This window comes from Pseudomonas sp. B21-028 (assembly GCF_024749045.1).
Classification (GTDB): domain Bacteria; phylum Pseudomonadota; class Gammaproteobacteria; order Pseudomonadales; family Pseudomonadaceae; genus Aquipseudomonas.
This window is the reverse complement of sequence record NZ_CP087184.1, coordinates 630,577-652,094: the sequence shown is the minus strand read 5'-3', so window position 1 is coordinate 652,094 and position 21,518 is coordinate 630,577. Positions and strand designations below refer to the sequence as shown.

The following is a 21,518-nucleotide window of genomic DNA, read 5'->3' as shown; positions in this document are numbered from 1 at the left end:
CACAACTGCTACAACCCGCACCATAACAGGCTAGACGCTACGCCGGAAAACGCCGGTTCCGGCAACACTTTTCAACACTCAAATGACGATCCGCAGGCACTGGCCCGCGTGATACAGCGAAAACCCCGCCTCATACAGGCAACTGCGCACGCCCGCCCCGGCCACTGGCTGCATCGGCGCAAAGGGAATCGGTAACGCTTTCGCGTCGCCATGGCACAGGTAATCGGCAAAGGCCTTGCCCACCACCGTGCCGGTGGTCACGCCCCTTCCGTTGTAACCGGTGACCGCCACCAATCCGGGCGCCGGCTCGAACAGGCGCATCAGATGGTCGGGAGTGAAGGCAATGCAGCCGGTCCAGGTGGACTCCCACTCCACCGACTTGAGGTAAGGGAAGTAGTGCTGCTGCACCCGGTCCGCCCAGGCCTTGAGGAACCAGGTGGGTTTGCGGTTGCCATTGCCCAGGCTGCCGAGCAACAGACGACCGTCCTTGTCGCGGCGAATGCTGCTCAATACCTGACGGGTATCCCACGACCCCTGGCCACCCGGCAGGATGCGTTGCGCCGCCTCGCCGGACAACGGGACGGACGCCACCTGGTAGTAATAGCCGGGGAAGAAATTGCGCCGCAGCTCAGTCCATTCGCCTTCGGTGTAGGCATTGGAGGCGATCACCACCTGCTCGGCCAGTACCGAACCCTGGGCCGTCTGTACCGACCAGCGCTGGCCCTGGCGTTCCAGACGGATCACGGGGGAATGGTCAAACAGTTGTCCGCCCAGGTCCGACGCTGCCTTGGCCAATCCGCTGACATAGGCCATCGGATTGAGCGTACCGGCGCGTCGATCCAGCAAGGCCGCGGCGATTTTCGACGTGCCCGTGGCGTCGACACAGGCCTGGCCGGTGAGCAGCTCCACCGGAGCGCCGCGGCGCTTCCATTGTTCTTCGCGGCTGCGCAGGTCCGCCTCGCCCCGGGCGTTATGGGCCATGTGCAGCGTGCCTTCGCGGCGCAACTGGCAATCGATGTGGTATTTGTCGACGAGGCTGAACACCAGCGCCGGTGCCGCGCCCAACATGCGGTTGAGCTGGCTGCCGACGGCTTCGCCGAAACCCGCCTCGATATCGTCCGGCGGGATCCACAAGCCCGCGTTCACCAGCCCGACATTGCGCCCCGACCCGCCGTGCCCGGTCCGATGGGCCTCCAGCACCGCGACGCGCTTGCCCTGCTCCAGCAAATGCACCGCCGCCGACAACCCGGTGAAGCCTGCGCCAATCACGCAGACGTCTACCGTGACCTCCCCCGTGAGCGCAATGTTTTCAGGCCTTTGCGGCGTCAGTTTTTCCCACAGACATTCTTCGCGTAACGGCATTGCCAGACTCCGGAAATGAAACCCAACCATCACACCATTTAATGTGGGAGCGAGCCTGCTCGCGATGGTGGACGTTCATTCAACACTGATGTCGACTGATCGACCGCTTTCGCGAGCAGGCTCGCTCCCACAGGGGGGATCTTCATGAATGTAAGATCCCTTCACTCAACCTCAGTCGAACGTAATCCCCTGGGCCAGCGGCAACTCCAGCGAGTAGTTCACGGTGTTGGTCTGGCGACGCATGTAGGCGCGCCACGAATCGGAGCCGGATTCACGACCGCCGCCGGTTTCTTTCTCACCACCGAAAGCGCCGCCGATTTCCGCGCCGCTCGGGCCGATGTTGACGTTGGCAATGCCACAGTCGCTGCCCACTGCGGACATGAACTGCTCGGCTTCACGCACGTCGGTGGTGAAGATGCAGGACGACAGGCCCTGGGGCACGGCGTTGTTCAGGTGCAGGGCCTCGGCGAAGTCCTTGTAGCCGACCACATACAGGATCGGTGCGAAGGTTTCGTGGCGAACCACGTCGCTCTGTTCCGGCATCTCGACGATGGCCGGCGATACGTAGTAGGCATTCGGGAACTGGTCTTCGAGCTGACGCTGGCCGCCGAATACGCGACCACCTTCGCTCAAGGCCTGTTCGAGGGCGTCCTGCATGTTATCGAAGCTGTGCTTGTCGATCAGCGGCCCGACCAGGTTGCCTTCCAGCGGATGGCCGATGCGTATTTTCGAATAGGCAGCCTTGAGACGGGTGACGATTTCTTCCTTCACCGATTCATGGGCAATCAGGCGACGCAGGGTGGTGCAACGCTGGCCGGCGGTACCGACGGCGCTGAACAGGATGGCACGCACGGCCATGTCCAAGTCGGCACTCGGCGCCAGGATCATCGCGTTGTTGCCACCCAGTTCGAGGATGCTGCGGGCAAAGCGCGCGGCGACTTTCGGCGCCACTTCCCGGCCCATGCGGGTGCTGCCGGTGGCACTGATCAATGCCACGCGCGGGTCATCCACCAGTGCTTCACCGGCATCGCGACCGCCGATAATCAGTTGGCACAGATACTCAGGCGCATCGCCGAAATTCTTCAATGCCCGCTCGAATAGCGCCTGGCACGCCAGGGCGGTGAGCGGGGTCTTTTCCGAAGGTTTCCAGATCACCGAATCGCCGCACACCAGGGCCAGCGTGGTGTTCCAGGCCCAGACCGCGACGGGGAAGTTGAACGCACTGATCACCCCGACCACGCCCAGCGGATGCCAGGTTTCACGCATGTGGTGGCCCGGACGCTCGGAGGCAATGGTCAGGCCGTACAGTTGACGGGACAGGCCGACGGCGAAATCGCAGATGTCGATCATCTCCTGCACTTCACCCAGGCCTTCCTGGGTAATCTTGCCGGCTTCCCACGACACCAACTCGCCGAGATCGGCCTTGTATTCACGCAGCAGGTCGCCAAACTGGCGCACCAGCTCGCCGCGACGCGGGGCCGGGACCTGACGCCACAGATCGAAGGCATGCTGGGCGCGACTGACCTGCTGCTCGACTTCGGCCGCGCCCTCCCAGTTCACCGCGCCGATACGACTGCCGTCGATGGGCGAGTGCACCGGCTGTGTGCCGTTCTGGTACAGGGTCGGGTCGACACCCAGACGATCAAGCAATGCAGCAACCATGGTCAATTCCTCAAGCGAAAGACGAAAATCGGCAGCCGGACGAACACGGCTGATCAGGACTGTAGTTGTAGCTGGCCCGAGTCTTGCCAACAAACGACCTTTAAGCGAGATATCATTCCGTTTATTCATGCTGCTCCATGAACAGATACATCGAGCCACCGCAAATAGGCCTCAGGATGCTCAATAAACGCTATTTACCATCGATCACGGCACTGCAATGTTTCGAAGCGGTGACCCGTCACCTGAGCTTCACCCGTGCTGCCGAAGAGTTGCACCTGACCCAGAGCGCCGTCAGCAAGCAGGTCGCGCAGCTCGAGGAACTGTTGCAGCACCTACTGTTCCGTCGCGTGCGTCGACGCCTGCAACTGACGCCGGCCGGCGATTTGTACTTGGTGGAAGTCCGGAAAATTCTCACCCAGGTCGAGATGTCCACCCACTACCTGCGTTCCTACGGTGGCGACACCGAGGTCCTGCGCGTCTCCACGCCCCCGACCTTCGGTGCACGCTGGCTGGTGCCGCGCCTCAAAGGCTGGCGCCTGCGGCATCCGAAGATCCACCTGGACCTGTGCAGCGAGCAGGAGCCCGACGATTTGCTGCACGGACGCAGCGACATGGCGTTCTACTTCGGCCAGAACTCTCGACCCGGCACCGAATCCCTGGAGCTGTTCGGCGAAGAACTGGTGCCGGTCTGCGCGCCGGGCTGCCTGCCGGATACCCCCTTTACCGACCCGACACAACTGGCCGACCTGGTGCTGTTGCAGAACGCATCACGCCCCCAGGCCTGGCATGACTGGTTCGCCGATCAGGGTTTTCACACCGAACACAGCTACCACGGGCCGCGCTTCGAAACGTTCTACATGTGCATCCGCGCTGCCCAGGTCGGTTGTGGCGTCGCCCTGCTGCCGCGCTTTCTGGTGGAGGAAGAACTGGCGGACGGCAAACTGATCATTCCCTGGCAACACGCCATGCCCAGCACCAACGCCTATTACATGGCTTATCCCGAGCACGCGGCAGAGGTGCCCAAGGTGAAACTGTTTGTGGAGTGGATGTTGGAGCAAATAGCTGCCCCTGGCACACCGCAATAGCACCAATCGACACAAAACCTTGTGGCGAGGGGATTTATCCCCGCTGGGCTGCGCAGCAGCCCTGGACCCAGACTGCCCAGTGCATCAGGCAAATTGAGTTGTCAGTATTGGGGCTGCTTTGCAGCCCAGCGGGGATAAATCCCCTCGCCACAGAAGAATCCTCTTGTCACAGGTAAATCTCCTGCCATCAGCAACACTGCGACCAAAAAACACTGGCAATCACCCCAAGGGTTATGCGCCACTAGCACCACAAACCGCTGTCCAACGCTGCCCGCCGCAGCGAACTGTCTGGAGATACCCCTCATGAGCGAGAGTGTGTTTGCCGATCGCATCGTGCAGAACCTGCTCGACACCGACTTCTACAAGTTGACGATGATGCAGGCGGTCCTGCACAACTACCCCAACGTCGAAGTCGAATGGGAGTTTCGTTGCCGCAACAGCGAAGACCTGCGCCCCTATCTGGCGGAGATCCGCTTTCAGATCGAGCGCCTGGCCGAGCTCAACCTGAGCGCCGATCAACTGGGCTTCCTGGAGCGCATCAGCTTCATGAAGCCGGATTTCCTGCGTTTCCTGGGCCTGTTTCGTTTCAACCTGCGCTATGTGTATACCGGCATCGAAAATGGCGAGCTGTTCATCCGCCTGCGCGGGCCGTGGCTGCATGTGATCCTGTTCGAAGTGCCGCTGCTGGCCATCGTCAGTGAAGTGCGCAATCGCTATCGCTACCGTGACGTCATCCTCGAGCAGGCACGGGAGCAGTTGTATCGCAAGTTCGACTGGCTGACCGCCAATGCCAGCAGCGAGGAACTGTCCAACCTGCAAGTGGCGGACTTCGGTACCCGTCGGCGGTTTTCCTACCGCACCCAGGAAGAAGTGGTGAACGTGCTCAAGCACGATTTCCCTGGGCGCTTCGTCGGCACCAGCAATGTGCACCTGTCCCGGGAACTGGACATGAAACCCCTCGGCACCATGGCCCACGAATGGATCATGGCCCATCAGCAACTGGGCCCGCGGCTGATCGATAGCCAGATCGCCGCCCTCGATTGCTGGGTGCGCGAATACCGCGGCCTGCTGGGAATCGCGCTGACCGACTGCATCACCATGGACGCCTTTCTGACGGACTTCGATCTGTTCTTCGCCAAGCTGTTCGATGGCCTGCGCCATGATTCGGGTGACCCCGTGGCCTGGGCCGAGAAAGCCATCGCCCACTACCACAAGCTGGGGATCGACCCGATGAGCAAGACCCTGGTGTTCTCCGACAGTCTGACCTTGCCCAAATGCCTGGAGATTTTCCGTGCATTGCGTGGTCGCATTAATGTCAGCTTCGGTATTGGCACCAACCTGACCTGCGATATCCCGGGCGTCGAGCCCATGAGCATCGTGCTTAAAATGATTAGCTGTGACGGGCAACCCGTGGCCAAGATTTCAGACGAGCCCGGCAAGACCCACTGCAAGGATCCGAATTTCGTCGCCTACATGCGACATGTTTTCCAAGTACCTGCCGCCCTTTCTGGCATATCAAGCAAGGAGTGAATTCATGCAAGCCGTACAGCGTGAGATTGCTGAACAGCTCAAGGTCCAGCCACCGTTCGCCGATGACGCCGCCCTCAAGGCCGAAATCGCTCGCCGGGTCAGCTTCATCCAGGACTGTCTCGTCAATTCCGGGCTCAAGAGCCTGGTACTGGGGATCAGTGGCGGGGTCGACTCGTTGACGGCCGGCCTGCTGGCCCAGCGCGCCATGCGCGAGCTGCGGGAAAAAACCGGTAACCCGGCCTACAAATTCATCGCCGTGCGCCTGCCGTACGAAACCCAGTTCGATGAGCACGAAGCACAAGCCTGCGTCGATTTCATCGCACCGGACGAACGCCACACCGTCAACATCGGCCCGGCAGTCAAGGCCCTGGCCAAGGAAGTCCTGGCATTCGAAGGCAAGACGCCAGGCGCGCGGGATTTTGTGCTGGGTAACTCCAAGGCACGGATGCGCATGGTGGCGCAGTATGCCATCGCCGGTGCCGAGCAAGGCCTGGTGGTCGGTACCGATCACGCGGCTGAAGCCGTGATGGGTTTCTTCACCAAGTTCGGTGACGGCGCCTGTGACCTGGCGCCCCTGAGCGGCCTGGTGAAGAATCAGGTCCGGGCCATCGCCCGTGACTTCGGAGCCCCGGAATCGCTGGTGGAAAAAGTCCCCACCGCCGACCTCGAGGACCTGTCCCCGGGCAAGCCCGACGAGGCCGCCCATGGCGTGACCTATGGCGAAATCGATGCCTTCCTGCACGGCCAGACCATCCGCGAAGAAGCCGCCCGGATCATCTGCGACACCTATCGCAAGACCGAGCACAAGCGGGTGATGCCGTACGCCCCATAGCCGCCCCCCAAAACCCTGTGGGAGCGAGCCTGCTCGCGATGGCGGAGTGGCAGCCAATTTCCATGCTGGCTGACCAGACGCCATCGCGAGCAGGCTCGCTCCCACACCGGGGTCCTTGGGAATTGGCCGGACACAAAAAAGCGCCCTGCAAGGGGCGCTTTTTTTATTCCCGGAGGATTACTTCAGGGTCACGGTGCCTTTCATCATCGAGATGTGGCCCGGGAACGAGCAGAAGAAGCCGTACTTCTCGGCGGCGTCGAGTTTCGACACGTCAAAGGTCACCGAGTCGGTTTCCTTGGCACCGATGATCTTGGTATGGGCAATGATGCGCGCATCACCTTCCTTGAGGTAGTTCTTGTCGATACCGGCGCCCAGGCCATCGGTCGCGATCGGCTGCATGTCAGCCTCTTTGCTCAGCACCCAGTTATGGCCCATGACATTCTTCGGCAGGCTGCCCGAATGGGTCAGCTCGACGGTGAAGGTCTTGCAGCTCTTGTCGATCTCGATGGCCTTGGTGCTGAAGGACATCTGGTCGGTCGAATCAATGGTGGTCTTGCACTCCGCTGCCATCAGTTGGCTGCTGGCCAGTGTCAACAGAGATACTGCTACAAGTTTGGCAAACATCATGAATCTCCAAGGCATGGTTAAAAAATTCCTTCAAAGGGGAAGACTGCCCTAATTTCAGACAAGTTCCTATGACCTGAATCAAGAATTGTATACAACTTAAGGCTATCAGCCTCATGGACACAATCAACCGGCCAGACGCACGCTGTCCGCCTATGATCGGCCCATCAACCCAATGGAGCGCCTGTCATGAACTTCAACAGCCTGTTATGCAGCCTGCTTGCCGCCTACGCCTGCGGTGCCAGTGGCACCTACGAGAAACCTGCGCGGGAGGTCTGATGCCTGCGCGCCCTTTGCACACGACAGCGGCGAGGCTTTACTCTGCAGCGGTTACCGACTCAGGAGTAAAGCATGTCCATCGCGTCTGTTTGTGTATTTTGCGGCGCCAGCACCGGCACCAACCCCGCCTACCGTGAAGCGGCGCAAGCGCTGGGACGAGCATTGGCCGAGCGCAAGCTCACCCTGGTCTATGGCGGCGGCGCCGTCGGCCTGATGGGCATCGTGGCCGACGCGGCCCTGGCGGCCGGGGGCGAGGTCATCGGCATCATTCCGCAAAGCCTGAAGGACAAGGAAATCGGCCACGACGGCCTGACCCGCCTGGAAGTGGTGGACGGCATGCACGCCCGCAAAGCGCGCATGGCCGAACTCAGCGATGCCTTCATTGCCCTGCCCGGTGGCCTGGGTACCCTGGAAGAATTGTTCGAAGTCTGGACCTGGGGCCAGCTCGGCTACCACGGCAAACCGCTGGGCCTGCTGGAAGTGAATGGTTTCTACAGCAAACTCGCCGGTTTCCTCGACCATATCGTCGACGAAGGTTTTGTCCGCGCAGCCCATCGCGACATGCTGCAAGTGAGCGAGTCAGCCCATGACCTGCTCGATGCGCTGGATGAATGGCAACCCTCGGTACAGCCGAAATGGGTCGAGCAGAAAGCCCTCTGAGAACCGGCGTGAGGGCTCTGCGGCCCTCACTGCTGCAAGGCCTTGGCAATCGAGGCGCGATAACCTTCAGGCAGGTTGGCCGGTAACTGGCCCGGCTCGAAGAGCCCGATCTCCTTGTGTTCATGGCTGACCGTCGGCACGAAGCCGCCCACCAATTGGCAGCGGTAAGTGGAAATGAACACATGTTTGCCAGGGATGACCTCAAACAGGTAGGAATCCAGCGGCTCCCCTATGCTCACCTCCACCGCGAGTTCCTCGATGATCTCCCGCGCCAGGCATTGCGGCGCCGTTTCGCCCAATTCGATTCGCCCGCCGGGCAATTCCCACTCATCCCGCTCGTTGAGCATGAGCACGACCAGGCCTTCGGGGGATTGCAGCACGCCTTTGATGGAAACCGGGAACATATCACCCTCCAATGAATCACAGCGCCTATGAACCATACGGTCCCCATGGAAGCACAGCCTTCCTGTGGGAGCATGGCTTGCCCGCGATGTAGCGGCTGAACTGAAAACCGCGAGACCCGTCGCGAGCAAGCTTTGCTCCCACAGCGCAAGCCATGCTCCCACAGCCTTCCCTCAGACCGAACCCTTGAATTACTCCAGCGGCATCACGGTCACCCGCACCTCGGGATCATGATTGCCGCCCCCCAGGATCACCCCGCGCAACGGCGACACGTCGGAGAAGTCCCGGCCCCAGGCCAGGGTGATGTGCTCCAGGGCTGGCTGTACGTTGTTGGTCGGGTCGAAATCCACCCAGCCCAGCGCCGGGCAAAACACCGAGATCCAGGCGTGGGATGCGTCAGCGCCAATCAACCGGGGCTGACCGGGTGGTGGCTGGGTCAGCAGGTAACCGCTGACGTAACGCGCCGCCAGCCCGCGGGAGCGTACGCAGGCCAGCATCAGGTGGGCAAAGTCCTGGCAGACGCCCCGCCGCCGTTCCAGTACCTCCACCAGCGGCGTCGCCACCTGGGTTGCCTCGGCATCGAACGTGAACTCGTCGAAAATCTTCTCCATCAGCGCCCGGATACACAACATCAACGGGCGTCCCGGCGGGAAGCAGCTTGCGGAAAACTCGACGAAGCTGTGCTTGAGATGCACGTAAGGGGACTCGAAACGGTAGCGACACGCGTCCAGCAACGACTCGGACAGCGGCCGGCTGCTGTAGGTCAGCGCCTGGCAGGTCGATTCCCAGGCCGGCGAAAGGTTGAAATCCAGTTCGGGTCGGGCCAGCACCTCGATACTCAGGCGGGCGTTGACCAACAATTCATCATGGGGTCGTTCGAAGGCCAGGCGCGTCAATGGGTTACCGAAGACATCCAGCTCATCCCGACGGGTCGTCGGCTCGGGACTGATCACTAACTGCCGATCGGTGCAACGCTGCCAATCACAGGATCGCGGCCACAGGTGGGCAAGCTGCTGGGCCAGGGACACCGGACTGTCGTAGTGGTAATGGGTGTCGTGAAGAATCTGATAGCGGGCGCTCATCATACGGACACCGTGCGTTGGCTGACGTCATCGACGTGGGCAAAATGACGCAACGCCAGGCGATCCGAGACCTGGCCGCTGACATCGGCCACTTCCTGCAACAGGTCGGCCAGGCCATCGAGCGCCGCGCGCAGGCTGGCTTCGCCGAACAGTGGATTCTCCAGGCACCGCAGGTCAAAGCGCGACAGGCGCGTGACCAACTCCGGCAGCGCGGTTTCCCTGGGCGCGCCGAAGTCATCGTTCAGGCGTTTGAGGGTACGGGTCACCAGTTTCAACTGGAAGAGCACTGCATGGGGGTTCTGCTCGTCCAGCAGCAACAGGTCGAGCACAGGGATCAGCTGGGCGACCGCCAGGTAGCGCGAGCGGTAAGTGATGCTGCTGTTGCCCAGCTCCAGCAGCCATTCCAGCCCGGCCTGGTCGAACGCCGCCTCGCCCCGCAGGAACGCGGCCAGGCTGCTGCTGAGAAATTGCAGGCGCTCCAGGCGCCGGCCGATCACCAGGAAGCGCCAGCCTTCGTCGCGGGTCATGTCGTCCAGGGCGAAGCCGGAAAGCGCCGCCAGGGACATCACCAGCCGATTGAGGAAATCCAGCAGCTCGCCGAAATCCGCTTCGCCGGTTTCCAGCTCCAGGGCCTCGCGCTGCAACTCCACCAGCGCCTGCCAATTCTCTCGGGACAGCTTGCCACGCACCTGCGAGGCCGCCCATTGCAGGCGCTGCAGGTTGGAGCGCAGGCTGAACGACCAATCGTCGCCCAGCAACGCCGCCAGCAGACGCTCGGGCAGCTCGCCTTCTTCGGGCAGCAGCATCAGGCTCTCCCCCAGGGACACCGCCGATTTCAGGGCCTGCGGATCATCACCATCGACATAACGCGCCAGCATGATCCGCAACAGCCGCGCGCTGTCATCGCAACGTTCGCAATAACGGCCGAACCAGAACAGGTTCTCCACCACCCGGGACGGCAGGTACGGATCCCGCCGGACCAGATCGTGAACGCCCACAGTGCGCTGGGTCTTCCATAGTTCGCTGCCAGGTGCCTGCTCTCCCAGCACCCAGGTGTCCTTGCTCGCGCCGCCGCGCTGCATCGACACCACTTCGGCATCGGCCTCGGCCGCCACCCGGGTCAAGCCGCCCGGCAGCACCCGATAATCGTCCTCGCCGGACACCGCGTACACGCGCATGCCAATGGCCCGCGGCTGCAACAGGCCGTCCTCGGCCTGCCAGACCGGGGCCTGGGACAGCTGCGCCAACTCCTGGGCCACGTAAGCGTAAGGCCGCGCCTGGATCCGCGCCGCCAGACGGCCGCGCTGCTCCTGGCTCAGGTCTCGGCCGAACACCGGCTTGAAGCTCTGGGACGGGAACGCCGGCTTGATCAACAACTGAGGCAGCTTTTCCAGGGCCTGGGCCAGCACCGGCGGCTCACCGCACCACCAGGTGGCGATGGACGGCAGCAGCAGGTCCTCGCCGAACAGGAACTGGCAGATCTTCGGCAGGAACCCCAGCAGGCCCGGCGACTCGAGCATGCCGCTGCCCAAGGCGTTGGCCACCAGCACGCGGCCCTGGCGCACCGCCTCCAACAGCCCCGGCACACCCAGGGCCGAATCGGTACGCAGCTCCAGCGGATCGCAAAAGTCATCGTCGAGCCGGCGCATGATCGCGTGGACCCGACGCAGCCCGCTGAGGGTCTTGAGGTAGACCGTGGCGTCGCGAACAGTCAGGTCGCCCCCCTCCACCAGCGGATAGCCAAGCTGGCGCGCCAGGTACAGGTGTTCGAAATAGCTTTCGTTGAAGCGCCCCGGCGTCAACAGCACCACCAGGGGCGGCTCGCCATCACTGGGGGCCTGGCGGGCGAGGGTTTCCTGCAAGGTGCGAAAGAAACCGGACAGGTGCTGGACCTTCAAGTCGCGATAGAGGTCGGGAAAGGCGCGGGAGACGATCATGCGATTTTCCAGCGCATAACCGGCCCCGGAGGGTGCCTGGGTCCGATCCGCCGTGACCCACCAGCGCCCATCGGGCGTGCGCGCCAGATCCACCGCATACAAATGCAGGAAAATCCCCTCCGGCGGGCTGATGCCCTGGCAGGGCCAGAGGAAATTGTTGTGCCCGAACACCAGCTCCGCCGGCAACAGGCCTTCGCTGATCAGCCGTTGCGGCCCGTAGAGGTCGGCCAGCACCGCATTGAGCAACCGTGCACGTTGGGCAATACCGGCCGACAGTTGTTTCCATTCCCGCGCATCGATGACATGGGGCAGCAGGTCCAGCTCCCATGGCCGGTCGGCGCCCTTCGGATCGGCATAGACGTTATAGGTGACGCCATTTTCCTGGATCTGTCGCGCCAGCAAGGCCTGACGCTGCATCAGCTGGGCCGGCGTGCTGCGCTGCAACTGGTCGAACAGCCGCCGCCAGTGCGGACGCACCGCGCCGCTGTCGTCCAGCAGTTCGTGATAGGTGCCCGGTGTCAGCGGGTAGCGGTCAAGCAGATCGGGCATGGAGAACTCGGCAGACGGCAATGAAAGGTGAGACTAGCGCAAGGGCGTGATGCCCGGATAGATGCCATGGCTTGGCATGTGAATGGCCTGACTGGCGCAATACCTCTGTAGGAGGGGGTTATATGTGGCGAGGGGATTTTCCGTGGCGAGGGGATTTATCCCCGTTGGAGGGCGAAGCCCCCCCCTATTAATGCCTGCTACACCGCAGTGCCTGGATTGGGGCTGCTGCACAGCCCAACGGGGATAAATCCCCTCGCCACATAAAATCCCTTGCCACAGAAATCCTCTTGCCAGAGAAAATCTCTCTTGCCACAGAAAATCCCCTAATCAAAGGTAAACCTCTTCAGCGTCCTTATGTGTTCAGGGCTCCCTGAAAACGTCGCAGATCGAGTGTCAGGGGAAACTCGTCATCCACCGCCAGGCTGGGTATCGGCAGTTTCCCAGGTGTGTGTCCCAGACGGAAGAAGCGCGCCATCCGCCGGCTCTCGGCCTCGTTGGCATTCACCGGCAGGCTGTCGTAATTGCGCCCGCCCGGGTGAGCCACGTGGTACTGGCAACCGCCCACGGAACGTTGCATCCAGGTGTCGAGCAGATCGAAGACCAGCGGCGCGTGGACCGGGATGGTCGGTTGCAGGCAATTGGCCGGCTGCCAGGCACGGAAACGCACCCCGGCGACGAATTCTCCGACCCGGCCGGTGGGTTGCAGCGGTACCGGCACCCCGTTGCACGTCAGCAGATACCGTTGCGGCGCCAGGCCACTGAGCTTGACCTGCAAGCGCTCCAGGGATGAATCGACATAGCGCACAGTGCCACCGACTGCACCCTCCTCGCCCAGTACATGCCAAGGTTCCAGGGCCTGGCGCAACTGCAACTCGATACCGCCTGCCGCGTAATCGCCCACCTTCGGGAAGCGGAACTCCAAGTGCGCGGCGAACCACTCGGCCCGCAACGGGTAACCGGCGGTATTCAGCTCTTCGATGACATCGGCGAAGTCCTGCTCGATGAAATGGGGCAACAGAAACCGGTCATGCAGCTCGGTGCCCCAGCGCGCCAGCTTTGCCGGCGCATAGGGTTCGCGCCAGAACCGCGCCACCAGCGCCCGCAGCAGTAATTGCTGGGCCAGGCTCATACGGGCGTGGGGAGGCATTTCAAAGGCACGCAGTTCCAGCAGGCCGAGACGCCCTGTCGCGCCGTCCGGCGAATAGAGCTTGTCGATACAGAATTCGGCACGGTGGGTGTTGCCGGTCACGTCGATCAGCAAGTTGCGCAACAACCGGTCAACCAGCCAGGGCGGGCACTCCTCGCCGGGCTCAGGCATCTGCGCAAAGGCGATTTCCAATTCGTACAGCGCGTCGTTACGGGCTTCGTCCACCCGGGGCGCCTGGGACGTCGGGCCGATGAACAATCCGGAAAACAGGTAGGACAAGGACGGATGGTTATGCCAGTAGCTGATCAGGCTGCGCAGCAGATCGGGGCGTCGCAAAAACGGTGAGTCAGCCGGTGTCGCACCGCCAAGAACGAAATGGTTGCCGCCGCCCGTACCGGTGTGCCGGCCATCGATCATGAACTTCTCGGTGGTCAGTCGGTTTTGCCGGGCCTGCTCGTAGAGGAATTCGGTGCGCTCGACCAACTCATCCCAAGACGCCGACGGCTGCACGTTCACTTCAATCACCCCCGGATCCGGCGTGATGCGGAAGTTGCCCAGGCGTGGATCGCTCGGTGGCTCGTAGCCTTCCAACAGCACCGGGCACTGCAGTTCCTCGGCCGTGGCCTCGATGGCGCTGACCAGTTCAAGGTAATCCTCAACCCGCTCCAGGGGCGGCATGAACAGATACAACCGACCCTCGCGGGCCTCGGCGCAGAAGGCGGTGCGGGTCAGCCAGTCGGCGGACACGTCGATTTCCGGTACGCGATCCTCTTCGATCAACGCCTCGCCGTGGCGGGCCAGTTGTGCGGCGTCGGGTAGCTCGGGCAAATCCTGGTTCGGGTCGGTGGGATGGATGAACGGATATTCGGCCGCCGTCACCCATGGTTGGGACGCCAGCGGCAAGCGATAACCCAGGGGCGAATCCCCCGGCACCAATCGGCAGTGGTTGTCTCGCAGGTACCAGCGACCGCTCTGCCATTGGTCGCCCTTGGCGGTGCGGGCCAGTGGCAGGACCTGGCCGATCACTTTGTCCAGGCCCTGGCTGAAGACCTTGCGCAAGCGTGCCCGCTCCAGGGCATCGTCCAGGCGTGGGTCCTGGGCGCTGACATTGGAGGGCAACGCGCCTTCGCGCCAGAGGTAGTAGAAGTTGTCTTCGTAGGCCGGAAACACGAAGCGCGCAGGAATGTTCAAACGCTCAGCGACGCTGTTCAGAAAACGCCCGGCCATCTCGCCATCGGCGCCGTAGTCCTGCTGCTCGTCCGCGATCAAGGCGCTGTTGCGCCAGATCGGCACGCCGTCACGCCGCCAGTAGCAGTTGAGGGACCAGCGCGGCAACTGCTCGCCGGGGTACCACTTGCCCTGGCCGAAATGCACCAACCCTTGGGGCGCGTAGTGCTTGCGCATGCGCTGGAACAGCTCGGCGGAGAGCCGGCGCTTGTCCGGGCCGAGGGCCGCGGTGTTCCACTCGGCGCCGTCCGGGTCATCAATGGAAACGAAGGTCGGCTCGCCACCCATGGTCAGCCGCACATCGCCTTCCAGCAGGTCAGCATCGATCTGTCGGCCCAATGTCTGGATCGCCAGCCATTGTTCTTCCGTGTAGGGCTTGGTCACCCGCGGCGCTTCCCAGACCCGTTCCACGGCCATCTCATGGCTGAATTCGCACTCGCAGGGTTCCACCAGGCCGGTGATCGGCGCAGCCGACGAAGGATCGGGGCTGCAAGCCAGCGGAATATGCCCCTCGCCGGCAAACAGGCCGGACGTCGCATCCAGGCCGATCCAGCCAGCACCGGGCAGGTAGACCTCGCACCAGGCGTGCAGGTCGGTGAAATCCACTTCGGTACCGGATGGGCCGTCGAGGCTTTTCACATCGGCGGTCAACTGGATCAGGTAACCGGAGACGAACCGCGCAGCCAGGCCCAGGTGACGCAACAGTTGCACCAGCAGCCAGGCCGAGTCGCGGCAGGAACCCGACGCCTGCTCCAGGGTATGTTCCGGGGTCTGGACACCGGGCTCCATGCGGATCAAATAACTGATGTCGTCGTGCAGGCGCTGGTTGAGCGCCACCAGGAAATCCACCGCCGGCAGCGGCGTGCGGTCGATGCCATCCAGGTACGCCTTGAATTTCGGCGTCAGCGGCAACGTCTCCAGGTACGGCATCAGCTCGTGTTTCTCATCGGCCCCGTAGGTGAATGGAATCTTTTCGGCGTAGGGTTCGAGGAAAAAATCGAACGGATTGAACACCGCCATTTCCGCCAGCAGATCGACCTCGATCCGCAGTTCTTTGGTTTTTTCAGGGAATACCAGGCGTGCCAGGTAGTTGCCTTGGGGATCCTGCTGCCAGTTGATGAAGTGCTGCTCAGGCGAAACCTTCAACGCATAGGAAAGAATCCGCGTACGGCTGTGGGGCGCGGGGCGCAGGCGCACGATCTGCGGGCCGAGTTCAACGGCCCGGTCGTAGCGGTAATGCGTGACGTGATGCAATGCGACATGGATCGACACGGCGTGCCTCCTGCAAACCTGGGCGGAATAGAAAGCGGCGCAAGACTTATGCCACGCAGGCTGGCCGGACACTTTCTTCGTCTACTCAAGGCAGTAGAGCACTAAAACCGAACGATGCCCGACTTCCCGTGCACAGAAGTGCACATAAATGTGGCGAGGATCGTAGCGAATCGACTCAGCGGCGGGCGCGCGAGGTCTTTATCGCTTGGGTGAGGCGTTCACGCTGGAGGCGAATTTCGACGAGTTTGCTGCGCATTTCCCGGTGGCGTTTGCTGTTGAGAAGGAGCAGAGCAAGCAATGAAAAAAGCAGACTTAAACTGTAGATCAGTCTGTTGGGACGATATTCAATCGTAGGCAGTACACATAAAAAGCAAAGCCCCAGCACTATTACCAACGGCACCACCCAGCGAGGACGTCCGCGCGCAATCATGAAATTGCAATGCACGATGACAAGGGTGAGGGCAATCCCACTCAGGAAAGACCACTTCGCGCCTTCGGCCAGGGGAAGGTTGCGAAAATAGCTGTCAAAGAACAGCGGAATCGCACATGCCAAAGCAAAGATCGATGCCAATATCGCCCCGATGAAAACGGGAAAATATCTGAATAGAAAACTGCGGATACTGGGTTGATCCTTCATTGGTCAATCTCTTCATACAGGCCTACGGCAATGGTGCGGACATTCCCGGAAATTGCGCTTCCGGTGAGGCCGATAGCAGCCCCCAAAGCGTCCCGTATCTGCGTGACCGTTGCATGCTTGAGCTGAGTCGATGTGAAGCGTTTGGGGAGTTCACCGGACAACTGCTTCAGCTTGAGCAGTTTTGAAGTCAAACGAGGGTCATTGATACTCAACAACTCCTTGGTCAATTTGGCCCGCTCTTGTCGATTGAGCCCCCTGAGCACCTCCCGCACACTTTTACCTGTCGTAGCTTTATTCAATCTGACCAGCTTGAGAGTCGTCAGCGAAGACGCACCCACCCCAACCAGGGACGCGGCGTCCAGCGCAATCATCGTGTACTGATACCACTCTTCACTGTCGAGCTGATCATTTCGGGAAGGATTGCTTATTTCATTGCTTACGCGATAGCCGCTCGCAAAACACTGAGCAGTACTGGCGACGGCAGCCGTATAGCCGAGAGCAGCGATCACACTGCTGGCGCCTGCTGAAAACGGGACGGCAACAGAACCGCTAAGTACCACGACCCAACCGATAACGGCTCCGGCACACGATAAACTGGTGTTAATTGCCTCCCCGACCAATCGCGACTCCCGGGGATTGTCCTGTACCTGTTGGGCAAACTGGGCCGGGGCGATGTACTTCTGCGCCTCGCGCAAGATGATCCGCTTGGGCTTGATGCTGCAGATCGGCTTGAATTCCCGCAGGGTCACCACGTTGAACTCCGCATCGATATACACCACGCCAGCGCCGACGATGCCGGGGTCGGCGTCAATGGCGGCGAACAGTCGCGGCAGGTTGATCTGGCTTTCGATGCGTTGGCGGGCCATGAACTGGGAGGGACTGTAGTCCATGCCGATGCCGGGTAACGGGGTGCTCATTTCAATCGTCCTTGGAAATCTGAAGGTCAACGCTTTAGCAACACGGCCTCTGTGGCGAGGGAGCTTGCTCCCGCTCGGCGGCGAAGCCGTCGCAATATGGATGATGCAAGCTGCCAGGGAGGCACTGTCGGTTGATCGGGGCTGCTGCGCAGCCCAGCGGGAGCGAGCTCCCTCGCCACAAAGGCATCACCACGCTTGACCTCCCGGAACAGGGGCGGGCGCCACGATAGCAAAGGAGTAGCACTGCCGCTAGAAAGCAAAACGCCAGCACTTAGGCTGGCGTTTGCGATGGGCTTGGCGATCAGCGCGGCACGACCGGTTTGCGCGCCGGCTTCGGCCCCTTGCCCTTGGCGGCGTCCTTGCGCTCCTTGGCCGCCTGCTGGTTGCGGGCGAACGCAGCGGCCTTGGCCTGCTCGCGCTTGTCCCACGAGTTACCGCCGTCGCTGGCTCGTGGCGGCAGGCCGGTGTGCTGGGTCAGGATCCTGGTGGTGTCCTTGCCCACCTTGTGGCTGCCGGCCGGTGTCGAGTTCTTGCGACGGGCACTCTGGTAGCTGTCGGTCGCCGGCTGGTGCAGCGGGATCAATTGGTGCTTGCCCGGCCCGATCAGGTCGGCACGGCCCATGCGGGTGAGCGCTTCGCGCAGCATCGGCCAGCCCTTGGGGTCGTGATAGCGCAGGAAAGCCTTGTGCAGGCGACGCTGCTCTTCGCTCTTGACGATGGTCACGCCGTCGCTCTTGTAGGTGACCTTGCGCAGCGGGTTCTTGCCCGAGTGGTACATGGCCGTGGCGGTGGCCATCGGCGACGGATAGAACGCCTGCACCTGATCGGCCCGGAAACCGTTGCCCTTGAGCCACAGCGCCAGGTTCATCATGTCTTCGTCGGTAGTGCCCGGGTGGGCGGCGATGAAGTACGGAATCAGGTACTGCTCTTTCCCGGCTTCCTTGGTGTACTTCTCGAACATCCGCTTGAACCGGTCATAGGTGCCGATACCCGGTTTCATCATCTGGTTGAGCGGACCTTCCTCGGTGTGCTCCGGGGCAATCTTCAGGTAACCGCCGACGTGGTGGGTCACCAGCTCCTTGACGTACTCCGGCGACTCGACGGCCAGGTCGTAACGCAGGCCGGAGGCGATCAGGATCTTCTTCACTCCAGGCAACGCGCGGGCGCTGCGGTACAGCTGGATCAGCGAGGAATGGTCGGTGTTCAGGTTCGGGCAGATACCGGGGAACACGCAGGACGGCTTGCGGCACGCGGATTCGATCTCCGGGCTCTTGCAGGCGATGCGGTACATGTTCGCGGTCGGGCCGCCAAGGTCGGAAATCACCCCGGTGAAGCCGGGGACCTTGTCGCGGATCTCTTCGATCTCGCGAATGATCGACTCTTCGGAACGGTTCTGGATGATCCGGCCTTCGTGCTCGGTGATCGAGCAGAAGGTGCAGCCGCCGAAGCAGCCGCGCATGATGTTCACCGAGAAACGGATCATCTCGTAGGCCGGAATCTTTTCCTTGCCGTACGCCGGGTGCGGAACACGTGCGTAAGGCATGCCAAACACGTAGTCCATTTCCTCAGTGGTCATCGGAATGGGCGGCGGGTTGAACCAGACATCGACTTCGCCGTGCTTCTGCACCAGGGCCCGGGCGTTGCCTGGGTTGGTTTCCAGGTGAAGCACGCGGTTGGCGTGGGCATAGAGCACCGCATCGTTCCGGACCTTTTCCACCGAGGGCAGGCGGATCACGGTCTTGTCGCGGGTCATTTTCGGGCTTGCCAGGATCTGCACGACCTTGGCTTCGCTCGGGTCTTCGCCTGCACCTGAAACAGTCGCCCCTTTTTCCTGCTCGATGGCGCAGGCTTGAGTGTCCTGAGTGTTCACGTACGGATTGATGATCTTGTCGATCTTGCCCGGACGGTCGATGCGGGTGGAGTCCACCTCGTACCAGCCTTGCGGCGTGTCACGACGGATGAACGCGGTGCCGCGCACATCGGTGATGTCTTCGATCTTGTGGCCGTAGGACAGGCGCTGGGCAACCTCGACAATCGCCCGCTCGGCGTTGCCGTAGAGCAGGATGTCGGCGCTGGCGTCGATCAGGATCGAATTGCGCACCCGGTCCTGCCAGTAATCGTAATGGGCAATGCGACGCAGGGATGCCTCAATGCCGCCGAGCACGATGGGCACGTGCTTGTAGGCTTCCTTGCAGCGCTGGCTGTAGACCAGGCTCGCACGGTCCGGCCGCTTGCCCGCCAGGCCGCCCGGCGTATAAGCGTCATCGGAACGGATTTTCTTGTCGGCGGTGTAGCGGTTGATCATCGAGTCCATGTTGCCGGCCGCGACGCCGAAAAACAGGTTCGGCTCGCCGAGCTTCATGAAGTCGTCTTTGGACTGCCAGTTCGGCTGGGCAATGATCCCGACGCGAAAGCCCTGGGCCTCCAGCAGCCGGCCGATAATGGCCATACCGAACGACGGGTGATCGACGTAGGCATCGCCGGTCACGATGATGATGTCGCACGAATCCCAGCCGAGCTGATCCATCTCCTCCCTGCTCATGGGCAGGAACGGCGCCGGGCCGAAACATTCGGCCCAGTACTTGGGATAGTCAAATAACGGCTTGGCTGCTTGCATGTCGATGACCGGTATAAAAGATGAAAAATCGCGGGGGCGGAATATAGCACAAAATTTGACCAATTCCGACGGCTATGGTCGGAAATTGGCGGTGCCCCTGTGGGAGCGGGCTTGCTCGCGAAGGCGGTGTGTCAGTCGATGCCGAGGTTGTCTGGCACACCGCCTTCGCGAGCAAGCCCGCTCCCACAGGTCACTCATCGTCATCGAAGTTGTAGCTGCCCGGCGCCAAGTTCTCGAACCGCGTGTACTTACCAATGAACGCCAGGCGGATAAAGCCGATCGGGCCGTTCCGCTGCTTGCCGATGATGATTTCGGCGATGCCCTTGTGTTCCGTCTCGGGGTGATACACCTCGTCGCGGTATACGAACATGATGACGTCGGCGTCCTGCTCGATCGCTCCGGATTCCCGCAAGTCGGAGTTCACCGGACGCTTGTTGGGACGTTGTTCCAGGGAGCGGTTCAGCTGGGACAAGGCCACGACCGGGCAGTTGAATTCCTTGGCCAGGGCCTTGAGGGAACGGGAGATTTCGGAGATCTCGTTGGTCCGGTTATCGCCGCTGGAGCCCGGGATCTGCATCAGTTGCAGGTAGTCGATCATGATCAGCGCGACATCACCGTGCTCCCGCACCAGGCGGCGGGTCCGGGCGCGCATTTCCGACGGGCTGATGCCGGCGGTGTCATCGATGAACAGCTTGCGGTCGTTGAGCAGGTTGACCGCCGAGGTCAGGCGCGGCCAGTCGTCGTCTTCCAGTTGGCCGGAACGGACCTTGGTCTGGTCGATACGCCCCAGGGACGACAGCATACGCATGATCAGCGATTCGCCTGGCATCTCGAGGGAATACACCAGGACCGCCTTGTCGCTGCGCAGCACGGCGTTTTCCACCAGGTTCATCGCAAAGGTGGTCTTACCCATGGAAGGACGGCCGGCAACGATGATCAGGTCGGACGGTTGCAGGCCGCTGGTCTTCTCGTCGAGGTCGGTGTAGCCGGTCGACAAACCGGTGATCGCGTTGTCGGTGTTGAACAGGGTGTCGATACGGTCGATGGCCTTGGTCAGCAACTCGTTGACCCCTACCGGCCCGCCAGTCTTCGGCCGGGCTTCGGCGATCTGGAAGATCTGCCGTTCGGCTTCGTCGAGGATCTCTTCGGCGGTGCGGCCTTCAGGGTTGAAGGCGCTGTCGGCGATTTCGTTGCTGATACCGATCAACTGACGCAACGTCGCCCGCTGGCGAACAATTTGCGCATAGGCCTTGATGTTGGCGACGGACGGCGTGTTTTTCGCCAGTTCGCCCAAGTAACCGAGGCCGCCGACCTGGGATGTCTGGCCTTCCTTGTCCAGTTGCTCGGACAGGGTGACCACGTCGATCGGCATGTTCTGATCGGCAAGCTTGGCGATAGCACGGAAGATCAGACGGTGGTCATGTCGGTAGAAATCGCCATCGGAGACTTGATCGAGCACGCGTTCCCAGGCGTTGTTGTCCAGCATCAGACCACCGAGCACGGCCTGTTCGGCCTCGATGGAATGCGGTGGCACCTTCAGGGCGGCGGTTTGCAGATCGTATTGCTCGGGAGCGGTGATTTCGTTCATGGCCACTTGATTCTTTGGGAAACCCAGGGGGTTATGAAAATCAGGAATTGCAGAAAGACAAAGGGCACGACCTGTAAACAGGATCGTGCCCGATGTTACCGGCTAGCAC

General features: G+C 61.7%; 15 protein-coding genes. 4 read left to right on the top strand and 11 right to left on the bottom strand.

The window, feature by feature from the left end:
- Window positions 1-78: 78 nt before the first annotated feature.
- Both LOY35_RS02860 and LOY35_RS02855 read right to left on the bottom strand, forming a co-directional pair.
- Window positions 79-1,362, bottom strand: a complete 1,284-nt coding sequence (locus LOY35_RS02860) for an FAD-binding oxidoreductase (protein WP_258630480.1) — start codon at window positions 1,360-1,362, stop codon at window positions 79-81.
- A 171-nt stretch (window positions 1,363-1,533) separates the two neighbouring features.
- Window positions 1,534-3,024, bottom strand: a complete 1,491-nt coding sequence (locus tag LOY35_RS02855; protein ID WP_309475897.1) for an aldehyde dehydrogenase family protein — start codon at window positions 3,022-3,024, stop codon at window positions 1,534-1,536.
- Window positions 3,025-3,200: 176 nt separating this feature from the next.
- Between LOY35_RS02855 and LOY35_RS02850 the strand changes: the two genes are divergently transcribed.
- The 3 genes from LOY35_RS02850 to nadE all read left to right on the top strand — a co-directional run bounded on the left by LOY35_RS02850 (window position 3,201) and on the right by nadE (window position 6,471).
- A complete protein-coding gene (locus LOY35_RS02850; RefSeq protein ID WP_258633459.1) occupies window positions 3,201-4,109 on the top strand; it encodes a LysR family transcriptional regulator in 909 nt (302 codons plus the stop codon).
- 303 nt (window positions 4,110-4,412) lie between these two features.
- Window positions 4,413-5,639, top strand: coding sequence for a nicotinate phosphoribosyltransferase (pncB, locus tag LOY35_RS02845; protein WP_258630472.1), 1,227 nt, complete (start codon window positions 4,413-4,415; stop codon window positions 5,637-5,639).
- A 4-nt stretch (window positions 5,640-5,643) separates the two neighbouring features.
- Window positions 5,644-6,471, top strand: a complete 828-nt coding sequence (nadE, locus tag LOY35_RS02840) for an ammonia-dependent NAD(+) synthetase (RefSeq protein ID WP_258630469.1) — start codon at window positions 5,644-5,646, stop codon at window positions 6,469-6,471.
- 177 nt (window positions 6,472-6,648) lie between these two features.
- On the opposite strand, the gene azu is transcribed toward nadE, so the two are convergent.
- Window positions 6,649-7,095: an azurin gene (gene azu / locus LOY35_RS02835; protein ID WP_258633456.1), complete on the bottom strand. Its 447-nt coding sequence runs from the start codon at window positions 7,093-7,095 to the stop codon at window positions 6,649-6,651.
- Window positions 7,096-7,446: 351 nt separating this feature from the next.
- On the opposite strand from azu, the gene LOY35_RS02830 reads away from it, so the two are divergent.
- Window positions 7,447-8,034 (top strand): TIGR00730 family Rossman fold protein, encoded by a 588-nt coding sequence (locus LOY35_RS02830; RefSeq protein WP_258630467.1) that lies wholly within the window; start codon window positions 7,447-7,449, stop codon window positions 8,032-8,034.
- A 26-nt stretch (window positions 8,035-8,060) separates the two neighbouring features.
- On the opposite strand, the gene LOY35_RS02825 is transcribed toward LOY35_RS02830, so the two are convergent.
- The 8 genes from LOY35_RS02825 to dnaB form a co-directional block, all read right to left on the bottom strand.
- Entirely contained in the window at window positions 8,061-8,438 is a 378-nt protein-coding gene (locus LOY35_RS02825) for an NUDIX domain-containing protein (RefSeq protein ID WP_258630462.1), read from the bottom strand.
- Between the two features lie 189 nt (window positions 8,439-8,627).
- Window positions 8,628-9,518: a transglutaminase family protein gene (locus tag LOY35_RS02820; protein WP_258630460.1), complete on the bottom strand. Its 891-nt coding sequence runs from the start codon at window positions 9,516-9,518 to the stop codon at window positions 8,628-8,630.
- Complete coding sequence (locus LOY35_RS02815) at window positions 9,518-12,004, bottom strand: circularly permuted type 2 ATP-grasp protein (RefSeq protein ID WP_258630458.1); 2,487 nt, start codon at window positions 12,002-12,004, stop codon at window positions 9,518-9,520. Before LOY35_RS02815 ends, LOY35_RS02820 begins: the two co-directional genes overlap by 1 nt.
- 352 nt (window positions 12,005-12,356) lie before the next feature.
- On the bottom strand, window positions 12,357-15,650 hold the full coding sequence (locus LOY35_RS02810) for a DUF2126 domain-containing protein (protein WP_258630456.1): 3,294 nt from the start codon (window positions 15,648-15,650) through the stop codon (window positions 12,357-12,359).
- 175 nt (window positions 15,651-15,825) lie between these two features.
- Window positions 15,826-16,287, bottom strand: coding sequence for a hypothetical protein (locus LOY35_RS02805; protein WP_258630455.1), 462 nt, complete (start codon window positions 16,285-16,287; stop codon window positions 15,826-15,828).
- A complete protein-coding gene (locus LOY35_RS02800; protein WP_258630453.1) occupies window positions 16,284-17,204 on the bottom strand; it encodes an NAD synthetase in 921 nt (306 codons plus the stop codon). The genes LOY35_RS02805 and LOY35_RS02800 overlap by 4 nt, the downstream gene beginning before the upstream one ends.
- Before the next feature lie 301 nt (window positions 17,205-17,505).
- Window positions 17,506-19,821 carry a YgiQ family radical SAM protein gene (locus tag LOY35_RS02795; protein ID WP_258630452.1) on the bottom strand — a complete coding sequence of 772 codons (2,316 nt, stop codon included), beginning with the start codon at window positions 19,819-19,821 and terminating at the stop codon, window positions 17,506-17,508.
- A 190-nt stretch (window positions 19,822-20,011) separates the two neighbouring features.
- Window positions 20,012-21,409, bottom strand: a complete 1,398-nt coding sequence (dnaB, locus tag LOY35_RS02790; protein WP_258630450.1) for a replicative DNA helicase — start codon at window positions 21,407-21,409, stop codon at window positions 20,012-20,014.
- Window positions 21,410-21,518 lie beyond the last annotated feature (109 nt).